General features: G+C 70.6%; 12 protein-coding genes and 1 pseudogene. 2 read left to right on the forward strand and 11 right to left on the reverse strand.

All coding sequences use genetic code 11. From position 1 onward, the window contains the following. Positions 1–17: 17 nt before the first annotated feature. The 3 genes from ABZ887_RS17455 to ABZ887_RS17465 form a co-directional block, all read right to left on the reverse strand. Complete coding sequence (locus tag ABZ887_RS17455) at positions 18–3716, reverse strand: AAA family ATPase (protein ID WP_361289652.1); 3699 nt, start codon at positions 3714–3716, stop codon at positions 18–20. Positions 3717–3989: 273 nt separating this feature from the next. After that, on the reverse strand, positions 3990–4193 hold the full coding sequence (locus ABZ887_RS17460; RefSeq protein WP_361289655.1) for a hypothetical protein: 204 nt from the start codon (positions 4191–4193) through the stop codon (positions 3990–3992). Positions 4194–4576: 383 nt separating this feature from the next. After that, a complete protein-coding gene (locus ABZ887_RS17465) occupies positions 4577–4858 on the reverse strand; it encodes an acylphosphatase (protein ID WP_089098517.1) in 282 nt (93 codons plus the stop codon). A gap of 189 nt (positions 4859–5047) precedes the next feature. On the opposite strand from ABZ887_RS17465, the gene ABZ887_RS17470 reads away from it, so the two are divergent. After that, a complete protein-coding gene (locus ABZ887_RS17470; RefSeq protein ID WP_361289658.1) occupies positions 5048–6187 on the forward strand; it encodes a CAP domain-containing protein in 1140 nt (379 codons plus the stop codon). A 71-nt stretch (positions 6188–6258) separates the two neighbouring features. After that, complete coding sequence (locus tag ABZ887_RS17475; protein WP_361289661.1) at positions 6259–6660, forward strand: helix-turn-helix domain-containing protein; 402 nt, start codon at positions 6259–6261, stop codon at positions 6658–6660. On the opposite strand, the gene mutM is transcribed toward ABZ887_RS17475, so the two are convergent. From mutM to recG, 8 genes and pseudogenes are all read right to left on the reverse strand, one after another. Then, a complete protein-coding gene (gene mutM, locus ABZ887_RS17480; RefSeq protein ID WP_361289664.1) occupies positions 6633–7493 on the reverse strand; it encodes a bifunctional DNA-formamidopyrimidine glycosylase/DNA-(apurinic or apyrimidinic site) lyase in 861 nt (286 codons plus the stop codon). The genes ABZ887_RS17475 and mutM overlap by 28 nt on opposite strands. Positions 7494–7574: 81 nt before the next feature. Further along, the gene (gene rnc, locus ABZ887_RS17485) at positions 7575–8429 is read right to left on the reverse strand and encodes a ribonuclease III (RefSeq protein WP_361289667.1); all 855 of its coding nucleotides are present in this window, start codon (positions 8427–8429) and stop codon (positions 7575–7577) included. An 8-nt stretch (positions 8430–8437) separates the two neighbouring features. Next, on the reverse strand, positions 8438–8611 hold the full coding sequence (gene rpmF, locus ABZ887_RS17490) for a 50S ribosomal protein L32 (protein WP_007493396.1): 174 nt from the start codon (positions 8609–8611) through the stop codon (positions 8438–8440). Between the two features lie 2 nt (positions 8612–8613). Further along, entirely contained in the window at positions 8614–9264 is a 651-nt protein-coding gene (locus ABZ887_RS17495; RefSeq protein ID WP_361289670.1) for a YceD family protein, read from the reverse strand. Between the two features lie 190 nt (positions 9265–9454). After that, positions 9455–10555, reverse strand: a complete 1101-nt coding sequence (locus ABZ887_RS17500; protein ID WP_361289673.1) for an ATP synthase F0 subunit B — start codon at positions 10553–10555, stop codon at positions 9455–9457. A gap of 57 nt (positions 10556–10612) precedes the next feature. Beyond that, the gene (coaD, locus tag ABZ887_RS17505) at positions 10613–11122 is read right to left on the reverse strand and encodes a pantetheine-phosphate adenylyltransferase (protein ID WP_093498868.1); all 510 of its coding nucleotides are present in this window, start codon (positions 11120–11122) and stop codon (positions 10613–10615) included. After that, positions 11119–11709: pseudogene (gene rsmD, locus ABZ887_RS17510) on the reverse strand (16S rRNA (guanine(966)-N(2))-methyltransferase RsmD); the annotation flags it as partial. The pseudogene rsmD and the gene coaD, both read right to left, overlap by 4 nt. Before the next feature lie 111 nt (positions 11710–11820). Further along, positions 11821–14034 (reverse strand): ATP-dependent DNA helicase RecG, encoded by a 2214-nt coding sequence (recG, locus tag ABZ887_RS17515; RefSeq protein ID WP_361289678.1) that lies wholly within the window; start codon positions 14032–14034, stop codon positions 11821–11823. Between the last annotated feature and the right edge of the window lie 101 nt (positions 14035–14135).

The following is a 14135-nucleotide window of genomic DNA, read 5'->3' on the forward strand; positions in this document are numbered from 1 at the left end:
GTCGGCCAGGACCAGCGTCAGCGAAGCCGCTGGCTGATGACCTTCGACACACCGTCGCCCTGCATGGACACGCCGTACAGCGCGTCGGCGACCTCCATCGTCCGCTTCTGGTGCGTGATCACGATGAGCTGGGACGACTCCTGGAGCTCCTGCATGATGCGGATCAGCCGCTGCAGGTTGGTGTCGTCCAGGGCCGCCTCGACCTCGTCCATGACGTAGAACGGGCTGGGACGAGCCTTGAAGATCGACACCAGCATCGCGACGGCGGTCAGCGAGCGTTCGCCGCCCGACAGCAGGGAGAGCCGCTTGACCTTCTTGCCCGGCGGGCGGGCCTCGACGTCCACGCCCGTGGTGAGCATGTTGTCCGGGTCGGTCAGGATCAGCCGGCCCTCGCCGCCCGGGAAGAGGCGGCTGAAGACGCCCTCGAACTCCCGCGCCGTGTCCCGGTACGCCTCCGTGAAGACCTGCTCGACGCGCTCGTCGACCTCCTTCACGACCTGAAGCAGGTCGGCGCGGGTCTTCTTCAGGTCCTCCAGCTGCTCGCTGAGGAACTTGTGCCGCTCCTCGAGGGCCGCGAACTCCTCCAGGGCGAGCGGGTTGACCTTGCCGAGCTGCTGGTAGGCCCGCTCGGCCGCCCTGAGCCGGCGCTCCTGCTCGGCCCGGTGGAAGGACTTCGGCTGGTTGCGCGGGTGCTCGGGGTCGTCCGGCAGCACCTCGCCCTCGGCGGGGGGCGAGGGCGGCACGAGCTGGTGCGGGCCGTACTCCTCGACGAGCCCCGCCGGTTCGACCCCGAGCTCCTCCAGCGCCTTGGCCTCCAGCTGCTCGATCCGCATCCGTTTCTCGGCGCCGAGTACCTCGCCCCGGTGCACCGAGTCCGTGAGCTTGTCGAGCTCCGCCTTGAGGTCGCGGCCGGTGGTGCGGGCGGCGGTCAGCTCCTGCTCGCGGCGGGCCTTCGCGGCTTCGGCGGCGGCACGTTCCTGCTCGGCCCGGCCGACGGAGACCTCGACGTGTGCGAGCAGCTGGCGGGCACCGGCGGCGACGGCCTCCGCGACCGCCGCCTCGTGACGCAGCCGGGCCCGGCGCTGTTCCGCACGCGCGCGTGCGTCGCGTTCCGCGCGGGCGGCGCGGTCGAGGGAGTCGGCGCGGCCGGCGAGCCCCTTGACCCGCTCCTCGTGGGTACGGACCTGGAGGCGGGCCTCCATCTCGGTCTGCCGGGCGTTGGCGCCGTCGGCGGCGAGCCGGTCCCGTACCGAGGTGTCCGGCTCCTCCTCGACGGGCATCTCCTCGGCCACGGCGAGCCGCTCGGCCAGGATCTCGGCCTCTTCCAGGGCCTTGTCGAGGGAGTCCTGGGCACGGGCGGCGGCGGCCGTGGAACGTTCCGCCTCGCCTGCCGCGCCACGGGCCTGTCCGGCGAGGCGGCCGAGCTGCTGGGCGACGGCCGACTTCTCGCGGTCGGCGGCGCGGCGCCGCTCGCCCAGTTCCTCGACGAGTGCCGCGCACTCCTTGCGGTGCGCCTGGGCCGACTCCTGGGCGTCGGACAGCTCCTCGCAGCGGACGGCGAGCTCTTCCAGCTCGGCGGCGGCCTCGTCCACGGAGGCCTGCACTTCGAGGAGGCTGGGGGCGCCGGCGGAGCCGCCGTGCGCGAAGTGGGCACCGAGGAGGTCGCCTTCGGCGGTCACGGCGGTGAGGTGGGGGTGGCGGTAGACGAGGTCCTCGGCGGCTTCGAGGTCCTCGACGACGACGATGTCCTTGAGGAGCCGTCGTACGGCGGGCATCAGGTCGGAGGGGCCTCGGACCAGGTCTGCTGCGAAGTTCCCTGACGGGAGGGCCGTGGTGGGTCGTCGGTCGGGTGCGACAGCGTCGTGGCTGGTCGCGCAGTTCCCCGCGCCCCTTTGGGGCGCGACAGGCTGGGGCGCTTCAGAGTGGGGCGCGTCCGACTGGGGCGCTTCAAAGAAGCGCCGCTCGGACTGGGGCGCGCCAGCCTGAGGTGCCTCCGGAGCCCCCGCCAGCAGCAGTGCTGCCCTGCCGCCGTCCTGTTTGCGGAGCAGGCGGATCGCGTCGGCCGCCGAGGACGGGGTCGTCACGGCGATCGCGTCCGCCGCCGTGCCGAAGGCCGCTGCCAGGGCGACCTCGTGGCCCGGGGTCACGGTGAGCAGTTCTGCCGCCGGGCCCAGGACGCCGGTGAGGCGGTCCCGGGCGCCGAGCAGTATTCCCGTGCCGTCCTTGCGGCGCAGGCCCAGCGCCAGCGCCTCATGGCGGGCCTGGGTCGCGGCGCGGCTGCGCTCCGCCGCCGTGACCGCCTCGCGGGCCGCGGTCAGGGCGGCCTCCGCCTCGGCGAGCCGGTGCTTGGCCTCGTCGTGCTGTGCGGCCAGTTCCTCGTCGCCGGCGTCGAGGCCGTCGACCTCGGCCTTCAGCGCCTCGTACTCCTCCTGCGCCGAGACCGCCCGCTCCTGGGCCTCGTCGCGGGCGGCGGCGAGCCGGTCGATCTCGGCCTGGGCGGACGCGGCGCGGGAGCGGGCGGCTCCCACCTGGCCGTTCAGCCGGGCCAGGCTCTCGCGGCGGTCGGCGATGGAGCGGGCCACGTCCTTCAGGCGCCGCTCTTCGAGGGCGAGCTCGCGCTCCAGCTCGGCGCGGTGGGCGACGGTGTCGTCCAGGGCGTGCTGGGCCGCCTCCAGGGAGGCTTCGAGTTCGGCCTCCTGCTCACGGATGCGGTGGGCCTCGCGCTCCATGTCCTCGGGGTCGCGGCCGCGCCGTTCCTCGGGAGGCGTGGAGGTCGCGCTCTTCACCCGGGCGTCGGCCAGCGAGATGGTGCCGCGGACGCGTTCGGCCAGCTGGGACAGCTCGTACCAGGTCTGCTGGGCCCGCTGCAGGCGCGGGGTGAGCTGCCGTACCTCGTCCTCCAGGAGGGCCTCCCGCTGGAGGGCCTTCTTCAGCTCCTGCTCAGCGGTTTCCTTGCGTTCCTTGAGGGCGGCCTCGTCGGCGACCTCGGTCTGGAGTGCCTGGCGGAGTCGTACGAGGTCGTCGGCGAGCAGGCGCAGGCGCGCGTCGCGGAGGTCCGCCTGGATGACGGCGGCCCGGCGGGCGACGGCGGCCTGGCGGCCCAGGGGCTTGAGCTGGCGGCGGAGTTCGTCGGTCAGGTCCTGCACGCGCGCGAGGTTGGCCTGCATCGCGTCCAGCTTGCGCAGCGCCTTCTCCTTGCGCTTGCGGTGCTTGAGGACGCCGGCCGCCTCCTCGATGAAGGCGCGGCGGCCCATCGGGTCCGCGTGCAGGACGGAGTCGAGCTGGCCCTGGCCGACGATGACGTGCATCTCGCGGCCGATGCCGGAGTCGGAGAGGAGTTCCTGGATGTCCAGGAGGCGGCAGGTGTCGCCGTTGATCTGGTACTCGCTGCCGCCGTTGCGGAACATGATCCGCGTGATGGTGACCTCGGCGTACTCGATGGGCAGCGCGCCGTCGGAGTTGTCGATGGTCAGGGACACCTCGGCGCGGCCCAGCGGGGGGCGGCCGGTGGTGCCGGCGAAGATGACGTCCTCCATCTTGCCGCCGCGCAGCGACTTGGCGCTGTGCTCGCCCATGACCCAGGTGAGCGCGTCCACCACATTGGACTTGCCCGAGCCGTTCGGACCGACGACGCACGTGATCCCCGGCTCGAACCGGAGCGTGGTCGCCGAGGCGAACGACTTGAACCCGCGGAGGGTCAGGGCCTTGAGGTGCACGGCGTCGGACTCTACCCGGCGCCGCTACCGCACTCCACGACCCCTCGCAACCTCGCGGTTTCGCGCATGAACATGCAGGGCACACCAGACGTTAAAGAAGGTGAAAGGATGCGCGGGGCTGGAAGGGCCGGGCTCGGGGGCAGGTCGGGGGTATCGGGGGCATGGCAGGCAAGAAAGAAGGGACGCCGGAGCGTCCCTTGCAAATCTTGACAACTTAAGCGGTTGAAAGGGCTGCCCAACCGCCGCATGTGCTGTTGTGGAGCGATGCAGCGATCAGGTGAGCGCAGGCTCCGCCTGGTGTGCGTCGATGCTCTCCATGATCCTGTCGGGAGAAGCGGCAGCCGTCAGCGCGTCGTTCTCGGCCTGAATCCGTACGAGCTCGGATTCGAGGTCCTGGACACGCTGCTGGAGCCGTCGCATCTCGGCGAGGAGTCGCGGGTCGGAGCCGCCGACGTAACCGAGAAGCGCCTTTGCCATGATGGATGGTCCTCCACACTGAGTGACCGACCGAAGCGGTGTGGGTCGTGAGGGATTCGCACCCGCGGTGCTTGACACATCCGAGTGTTGCTCGACTGTTGCGCCATGCCAAACAGCTAAGGTGCGCGGGGCTTTCAGCGTCTCACCAAAAAGTTTGACGGTCAACACGATCACGCCCTGTATTGGCGGGCGAACCCGGGATCACACGGCCCTGGCCGGGCGGCGCTGCGACTCCTGCGGGGCCCTCAGGGCGTGGCGATCATCTGTAAGTGCGGAGCCTGCCACGACACGCGGTTCTTGGCAACCACCAGGCCATTTCTGCTCGGGGCACATGCCGGTGGCAGATCGCTCCGCTTCTGCCTGCGCCGTTTTACAGAGCGGGCTCAGCGGATGGCGAAGCCGTCGTAGCCGCCCCGGGGTGTGTCCCAGATCTCGGTGACACCCTCCACCCGCCCGGGCGTGTCATCGCCCTGGAGCCAGTCGAGCAGTCCTTCGCAGCCCGTCCGGGAGCCCTCGGCGACCACCTGGACGCGGCCGTCGCCCAAATTGAGAGCAAAACCACTCAGGCCCCCGATCTCCAGCGCCTTGGCCCGCGTGAACCAGCGGAAACCCACGCCCTGCACACGTCCACGGACCCAGGCGACCAGTCGCACATCCTCGCTCATGGCTGCAACCTAACCGGCCAATGTCACTCGGGACACCTCCTCCCTCAGCGGTATGGGGTACCGTCCCCACCCAATGAATCTCATATGAAACTCACTCGATCGAGTGAGCCTGGTTGACCAGAAGGAGTCACTGGCCACACCGGCCCCTGGTCGACCCCGACCGCGAGGACGAGGGAAGAGGGCAAGGACATGGGACGCCACCGACGCCACGCCGCCGGCCGCGCCGCCACGGGCCACGCCACGGGGGTCACGGAGCACGACGGCTCGCACACGGGCGGCCACGACCCGCAGGACTCGTACGCGGGCCTCCGCTACGGCACCGGCACGGCGGCCTACCTGCGCCAGGAGGAGTACGCCGACACCAACGCGCGCAGCTCGGCCTACCTGTTCGCGACCGAGGACGACTACGCCCGCTTCATGAACACCGCCGAGTTCCCTGCCGAGGAGTTCGCCCCGGCCGGCGGCTCCCCCTCAGGCGGCGGGCACCGGCGCCGGAAGAAGTCGGGGCGGCCCGTGGCCACCGGCCTGCTCGGGGTCTCCGCCGCGGTCGCCATCGGCACGGTCGCGGTGGCCACCGGTGTGGTGCCGGGCCTGGAGAACTACAAGCTCGGCGGCAACAGCAGCACGACCGGCGGCGAGCAGGTGCAGGCCGACGGCACGCCCAGCAACACGGCCGCCGAGCAGGGCGGCACCTCCGGCAGCGCCGAGAGCCGCGGCACCGGCTCCTCGACCAGCCGGGACACCCAGCGGCCCACCTCGCCGACCCCGACGGCGCCCGCCTCGAAGTCCGCCTCCGCGTCGGCCTCCGCCTCCACGTCGCCCACCCCGACGAAGACGGCGACCGAGAAGCCGACGGACACCGCCACGCCGTCCAAGAAGGCGACGGCCACCCCGAGCAGGACGGCCACCAAGGCGCCGGTGAAGACCGCCGCGCCGATCACCACCTCCCAGGAGGCGGTCGTCGAGGCCGAGGTGCTGAAGCTGGTGAACGAGGAGCGGGCGAAGGTCGGCTGCAGCGCGCTGTCCGCGAACTCCTCGCTGACCAAGCTGGCCGAGGCGTTCAGCGACGACATGGCCGCGCGGGACTTCTTCGACCACACCGACCCGGACGGCAAGACGCCGTGGGACCGGGCCGCGGCGGCCGGCATATCCAACCTCGGCGGCGAGAACATAGCCCGCGGCCAGGCCACCGCCCAGGCCGTCATGGACGCCTGGATGAACAGCGAGGGCCACCGCGCCAACATCCTGAACTGCGACTTCAAGACCCTCGGGGTCGGGGTGCACTTCGGCGAGGGCGGGCCGTGGTGGACGCAGGACTTCGGTTACTAGCAGACAGGGTCACACTAACCAACAGTTAGCGCACCCTGTCGGTTAGCGCTGTGCTCCCGTACGCTTGACGCATGACCATCACCCAGGACGGCGTCACGGAGCCGCAGCCTCCGTACGACGTCTTCGCCCGGGCCTGTCCCTCGCGCACCACCCTCGAGCACGTGATGGGCCGCTGGGGCGGGCTCACCCTGAGCGCGCTGCACGACGGGTCGTTCCGGTTCAACGAACTGCGCCGCCGGGTGGACGGCGTCAGCGAGAAGATGCTCTCCCAGACGCTCCAGGCCCTGGAGCGCGACGGCCTGGTGCACCGCGAGGCGCAGCCGACCAACCCGCCGCGCGTCGACTACGAACTCACCCCGCTCGGCCGCGGGGTCGCCGAGCACCTGCTGGCCGTCGTCCACTTCGTGGAGGGCCGGATGGACGAGGTACTGGCCGCCCGCGAGCGTTACGACGACTCGCGCGGCGCCCGCTGACACTTCGGGCAGAAGTAGCTGGACCTGTTCATCCAGGGCCGCCTGCGCATCGGCGTACCGCACCTGCGGCAGGGCAGCCCCTCCCTGCCGTAGGCGTCCAGCGAGCGGTCGAAGTACCCCGACTCACCGTTGACGTTGACGTACAGGCTGTCGAAGCTGGTGCCGCCGACGGCCAGCGCCGCGTTCATCACGTCCCGTACGTGGCCGAGGAGTTCGGCGGTGCGCGGGCGGGTGAAGCCGGCGGTCGGCCGCTCGTAGTGGAGTCGGGCGCGCCAGAGCGCCTCGTCCGCATAGATGTTGCCGACTCCGCTGATCAGCGACTGGTCGAGCAGCGCCCGCTTGATGGTGGACCGCTTCCGGCGCAGCGCCTGGTGGAAGGCCTCGTCGTCGAACAGCGGGTCGAGGGGGTCGCGGGCGATGTGCGCGATGACGTCCGGCAGTCCGTCGGGAGTGTTGTCGTGCAACGACAGTCCGCCGAAGGTGCGTTGGTCCACGAAACGCAGTTCGGTGTCGACCTCGTCGGCGAAGGCGACGCGGATCCTGAGGTGCTTCTCGTCCGGTGCCGCGTGCGGCTGCACCAGCAGCTGGCCGCTCATGCCCAGGTGGGCGAGGACCGACTGGCCGGTGTCCTCCAGCGGCAGCCACAGGTACTTGCCGCGCCGGCTCGGGGTGCCGAAGCGGTGGCCCTTGAGCCGGTGCGTGAAGTCGTCGGCGCCGGCGAGGTGTCGTCGTACGGCACGCGGGTGCAGGACCTCGGCCTCGGCGACGACGCGATGGGCGACCCACCGCTCCAGGCCGCGCCGTACGACCTCCACCTCGGGCAATTCAGGCATCGGGGCTCCCGGGAAGGACCGTGGACGATCCGAGCGCCCGCCTCCGTGGAAAGGTGGCGGGCGCTCGGGCTGCGCTGTTCGTCAGGCGGAGGCGGCGGACGACGGCGGGCCGTCGTCCTCTTCAGCCTCGGCCTCGGCCGCCTGTTCGGCTGCCTTGGCCTTGGCACGCTCGTCCGCCGCGGCGCGGATGGCGCGCCAGGCGGACTCGGCGGCCTGCTGCTCCGCCTCCTTCTTGCTGCGGCCGGTGCCGGTGCCGTACGAGACGCCTCCGACGCGGGCGGCAGCAGTGAAGGTCTTCTCGTGGTCGGGGCCGGTCTCCGTGACCAGGTACTCGGGCACGCCGAGGCCCTCCGTCGCGGTGAGCTCCTGGAGACTGGTCTTCCAGTCCAGGCCGGCTCCGAGGTTCGAGGACTTCTCGATCAGCGGGTCGAAGAGCCGGTGCACCAGCTCGGACGCCGAATCGAGGCCCTGGTCGAGATAGACCGCGCCGATCACCGCTTCCAGGGTGTCGGCGAGGATGGACGCCTTGTCCCGGCCGCCCGTGCCCTCTTCACCGCGGCCGAGCCGGATGAAGGAGCCCAGGTCGAGACCGCGGCCCACCTCCGCGAGCGCACGCGAGTTCACCACCGCTGCCCGGAGCTTGGCCAGCTGGCCCTCGGGCAGGTCGGGGTGGATGTTGTACAGCGTGTCCGTGACGACGAGGCCGAGGACGGAGTCACCGAGGAACTCCAGCCGCTCGTTCGTCGGCAGGCCGCCGTTCTCGTACGCGTAGGAACGGTGGGTCAGCGCACGCACCAGAAGGGCGGACTCGAGCTTGTAGCCGAGCCGCCCTTCCAGAAGCGTGTGGGACGAGGCCGTGCTGTCCGCCTTCTTCTTGGCGGTTGGGTCCGCCTTGGGCTCATCGCCCTTCTTGGGACTGGACACAGTGCCTCTCACCTGGCCGCTCAGACTTCGAGGACCTGGCGCTTGTTGTAGGTGCCGCAAGACGGGCACGCGATGTGCTGCAGCTTGGGCTCGTGGCAGCGCTCGCACGCAACCAGGGTGGGGACCGCAGCCTTCCACTGCGACCGGCGGTGGCGCGTGTTGCTGCGCGACATCTTCCGCTTCGGAACAGCCACGGCTACTTCTCCTGCTTCTCGTCGACGCCCGCTTCCGCGTCAGCGCCGGACATCTCGTCCTTCTCGCCGTCCTTGGTGGAACCGGCGAGTCCCTGCAAAGCCGCCCAACGGATGTCGACGGCGTCATGGTGGTGGTCCGGGTCGTCCGTGAGCCGGGCTCCGCATTCGGAGCACAGGCCCAGGCAGTCGTCCTGGCACACCGGCTGCATCGGCAGTGCGAGCACCACCGCATCACGCAGCACTGGCTCGAGGTCGAACAGGCCGTCCTCGATGAAGAACCTGTCCTCGTCGTCCTCGGCGTCGTCGCCCGGTTCCGCGATCACGCGGCCCCGGTCGTCGGCGTCAGGGTACGAGAACAGTTCCTGGAAGTCCGCTTCGAGCTCCTGCTCGACCGGCTCCAGACACCTTACGCACTCCCCCTCGGCCTGTGCACGGGCGGTGCCTGTGACGAGCACACCTTCCATGACCGACTCGAGCCGGAGTTCGAGCTCCACCGGGGCGCCCTGCGGCACTCCGATGACCCCCTTGATCCCGAAGTCCTCGGGAGCGTCGATCGTGCGGGTCAGACGCTGCAGGGCACCAGGACGCCGTCCCAGCTCGTGTGTGTCGAACACGAACGGGTTGCGGTGGTCGAGGCGCGCGTGAGGAGCCATTCCTGCTTTCGATCTTCGAACTCAGAGGGACGCCGTCCTGAGATGCCTCCAGGCAGCGTGGATCGCGGATGTAGACGCGACCGAAGAGCCAGGATACTGGACCTTTCGCTGTCGGCCCAATCCGCCTGTCTTCCGGCCGCCTTCCGCCGGGTTTCCGGCCGGGTTTCGAGCCGGGTTTCCAGCCGGTTTCCTACAGGCCCCGGCCCTGTTCGTACGCCCGCAGCTGCTCCGGCGTGATCATGCCGGTGTCGAAGAGGCTGGTCTCGTCGAGGGCGTACGACTGGTGCGGCTGGTGCTGGGCCGCCGGCTGCTGCTGGGGGTCGTAGACGGGCTGCTGGCCGGTGTCGTAGCCCTGGTAGGCGGCGGCGTACGGATCGGCCTGCTGGTAGCCGTAGGGGTCCTGCTGGTAGCCGTACCCGTCCTGCTGGGCGTAGACGGGCTGCTGCTGGGGGTAGCCGTACGGATCCTGCGCGACCGGCTGCTGCATGGGCTGCTGGTCGTACTGCGGCTGCTGCTGGGGCTGCTCGGCCGGGGCCGCCTGCGCCTGCGCCTGCGCCGCCCGTTCGTCCTGGTCGGCGAGGGCCGCGAGGTCGGCGAGGTAGTCGGCGTCGCTGGAGTGCTGGAAGGTCGTGTCGTCGTCGGCGAGGGCGCCGAGGGCGTCGGAGGCGATCCGGCCGTGCAGCTTGGCGCGGCCCTTGCCGACCGCCTCCAGGGTCTTGGCGAGGACCGCCTCGAAGGCGCCGAGCTTGACGTCGACGTAGGCGTCGGCGTCCCGGCGCAGGGTCTCGGGGTCGTGGCTGCGCTCGGGGGCGTCCTCGTCCTCGTAGCCCTGCTCGTCGAGTCCGGGGCCGGTGCCGAGCAGCTTCTCGCGGCCGCGACCGACCGAGCCGAGGGTCTTGGTGAGGACGACCTCGAAGTTCGCGAGCTTGGAGTCGACGTAGTCGTCGGCGTCGGCGCGGACCTCCTCGGCCTCCTGGCGGGCCTCGGCGAGGATCCGGTCGGCCTCGGCCTGGGAACGGCGGGCCACCTCGGTGTCGGAGATCAGCGAGCCGCGCTCGGCGTGCGCGGTCTCGATGATCCGCTCGGCCTCCATGCGGGCCTGCTCGACCATCTGGTCCCGGCCGCCGATCAGCTCCTCGGCCTGCGCGAGCGAGCCGGGCAGCGCCTGACGCAGTTCTTCGAGCATCGCGAGCAGGTCGGCGCGGTTGACCACGCACGACGCCGACATGGGCATGGACCGGGCGCCGGTGACCGAGGTCACGATCTCGTCGAGCTTCTTCTGCACGTCCACCTGTGCTCGCCACTCTCTACAGCTGGGTTGGAGACGGACGGGACGACTGTAGCCCCATCAGTCCCTGCCGAGACGCTTGTTGAGGGCCTCCAGAACGGCCGGCGGAACCAGGTGGGCGATGTCGCCGCCCCACTGGGCCACCTCCTTGACCAGCGAGGAGGAGAGGAAACTGTAGGTCGGGTTGGTCGGTACGAACAGCGTCTCGACACCCGACAGACCGTTGTTCATCTGGGCCATCTGCAGCTCGTAGTCGAAGTCGCTGACGGCCCGCAGGCCCTTGACGATGGCCGGGATGTCGCGCTGCTTGCAGAAGTCGACGAGGAGGCCGTGGAAGGCCTCGACCCGGACGTTTCCGTAGTCGGCGGTGACGGTGCGGATCAGGTCGATCCGCTCGTCGATCTCGAACAGGCCCTTCTTGGACTTGTTGATCATCACCGCGACGTAGACCTCGTCGTAGAGACGGGACGCACGGGCAATGATGTCGAGGTGTCCGTTGGTGATCGGGTCGAACGACCCGGGACAGACGGCGCGGCGCACTTGAGATCCCTCGCTCTCCGGTCCGGTCATCGTGCGTCTTCGCACGTAGAGGCGGCGCGACCGTACCAAAACGTTCCCTCGCCGTAGCGACGGGACCGGAGGCCTTCGAAGCCGGTCGGCCAGTTGAAGACGCCACCTCTGGTGCTGCGCTCCACGGTGACGAGAGCGTCCGGCGCGAGCCAGCCCTCCGAGCGGAGTGTGAGGAGAATCTCCCGAAGATCGTCGTCCGTGACGGCGTACGGGGGGTCCAGGAAGGCGATGTCGTACGGCGGTGTGGGCGCCGGTGACTGGATGACCTGCTCGGCCTTGCCCGCTCTTACCTCGGCGCCGGGGAGCCCCAGATTCTTCACGTTTTCACGTACGACGCGGGCGGCTCTGGGGTCGGCCTCGACGAGGAGGGTGTGGCCGGCGCCCCGGGAGAGGGCCTCCAGGCCCACGGCCCCGGTTCCCGCGTAGAGGTCGAGGACGCGTTCGCCGTCCAGGGGGCCGCCCAGGAGGGACTGCCAGGTGGAGAAGAGGCCTTCGCGTGCGCGGTCGGAGGTGGGGCGGGTTCCGGTGCCGGGCGGCACGGAGAGGCGCCGTCCGCCTGCCTGGCCGGCGATCACGCGGGTCATTTTGAATCCTCGGTCCGGGGGAGTTTTCCGGGGTGGTTACGGATTCAGTTTGGCAGCAGGTGCGTCGTGGTTGCTCGCGCAGTTCCCCGCGCCCCCAAAGGGGGCACGTCACATTCAGCCCTTCTCCAGGTACTGCTCTCTCTCCTCGTCCAAGAGGGCGTCCAGGGCTGTTCGTAGGCCCGGGAGGTCGGTCAGCTCAGGGTCTCGGGCGACCAGCGCCGTCGCCTCCTCTCTCGCCTCCGCGATGATCTCCTCGTCCTCGATCACCGCGAGGACGCGGAGGCTGGAGCGGGCGCCCGACTGGGCCTGGCCGAGCACGTCGCCTTCTCGCCGCTGCTCCAGGTCGATCCTCGACAGCTCGAAGCCGTCCAGGGTGGCGGCGACCGCCGTGAGGCGCTGGCGGGCGGCGCTCGCCTCCGGCATCTCCGTGACCAGGAGGCAGAGGCCGGGGGCGGAGCCCCGGCCCACCCGGCCGCGCAGCTGGTGGAGCTGGGAGACGCCGAAGCGGTCGGCGTCCATGATCACCATGGCGGTGGCGTTGGGGACGTTCACGCCGACCTCGATGACCGTCGTGGCCACCAGGACGTCCGTGTCGCCCGCGGCGAAGCGGCGCATCACCGCGTCCTTGTCGTCGGGGTGCATGCGGCCGTGCAGGACCTCGACCCGGAGGCCGTTCAGCGGGCCCTTGGCGAGGTGGTCGGCCACGTCCAGGACGGCGAGCGGGGGACGCTTCTCCGCCTCGTCCTCGGCGGACTTCTTCGCCTTCTTGGGGTCGGCCGCCTCATCGATGTCGTCGCCGATGCGGGGGCAGACGACGTAGGCCTGGTGGCCGTTCCCGACTTCCTCTCTGACCCGTTCCCAGGCGCGGGCCAGGAAGTGGGGCTTGTCGGCGGCGGGGACGACGTGGGTGGCGATCGGGGAGCGGCCGGCCGGGAGCTGGTCCAGGACCGAGGTCTCCAGGTCGCCGAAGACCGTCATCGCGACCGTGCGGGGAATGGGGGTGGCGGTCATGACGAGGAGGTGGGGCGGTTGCTTGCCCTTGCCCCGGAGCGCGTCCCGCTGTTCGACGCCGAAGCGGTGCTGTTCGTCGACGACGACCAGGCCGAGGTCGTGGAACTGGACCTTGTCCTCGATCAGCGCGTGCGTGCCGATCACGATCCCCGCGTCGCCCGTGACCAGGTCGAGCATCGCCTGGCGGCGGGCCGCCGTGCCCATCGAGCCGGTGAGGAGGACGACCTTGGTGGCGTGGTCCGCGCCGCCGAGCATGCCGCCCTCGGCCAGCTCGCCCATCATCTCGGTGATCGAGCGGTGGTGCTGCTGGGCCAGCACCTCGGTGGGGGCGAGCATGGCCGCCTGGCCGCCCGCGTCGACCACGGCGAGCATGGCGCGGAGGGCGACCATCGTCTTGCCGCTGCCGACCTCGCCCTGGAGGAGGCGGTGCATGGGGTGTTCCGTCGCCAGGTCGTCGAAGATCTCCCTCGAGACCTTCTGCTGGCCGTCCGTGAGGGTGAAGGGGAGGCGGTCGTCGAAGGCCGTCAGGAGGCCGTCGGGGGCCGGTCTGCGGGCCACCGCCGGGAGCAGGGCGTCCGCGTGGCGGCGGCGGGCCAGGGCTACCTGGAGGACGAAGGCCTCGTCCCACTTGAGACGGTCGCGGGCCGCGGCGATGTCCGCCTTGGTGTGCGGGCGGTGGATCTTGAGGAGGGCTTCGGGGAGGGAGACCAGACCGCGGCCCTCACGGAGGGGCGGGGGGAGCGGGTCCAGGGCCTCCTGGGCGCTGGGCAGGACGATCTGGACCGCCTTGCCGATCTTCCAGGACTCCAGCTTCGCGGTGGCCGGGTAGAGGGGGATCAGGGTTCCCGCCCAGGTCTCCACCGATTCGGCCGGGTCGTCGCCGCTCAGCAACTCGTAGGCCGGGTGGGCCAGTTGCAGGCGGCGGTTGAAGACCGAGACCTTGCCGGCGAACATCGCGCGGGTGCCCGGCAGGAGTTCCTTGTGGGGCTTGTGCACGCCGTTGCCGAAGAAGACCAGTTGGAGCCGGCCGCTGCCGTCGGTGATCGTGACCTCCAGGCGCTGGCCCTTGCCGCGGGGCGCCTTGGCGGAGGCGAACGTGTGCAGGCGGGCGTCGGCGACCATGGCGACCACCGTCACGTGCTCGTCCATGGGCAGGTCGGCGAGGTGGGTGAGCTGGCCGCGCTCCTCGTATCTGCGGGGGTAGTGGTGCAGGAGGTCGCCGACGGTGTGCAGGCCGAGATGCTCGGCCATCACCTTTGCGGTGGCTGGGCCGAGCACTTTCTTCAGTGGTTCTTCCAGTGCGGGCACGAGATCCATTGCACACCACACCACTGACAATGCCGTATATGTCTCGGGAAACCCCTGGTCAGACGGCCGTTTTGAGTCATAGGATGGCGCGCTCCGGCCATCCTTCCGCG

The organism is Streptomyces sp. NPDC047061 (assembly GCF_040643955.1).
Lineage (GTDB): Bacteria > Actinomycetota > Actinomycetes > Streptomycetales > Streptomycetaceae > Streptomyces.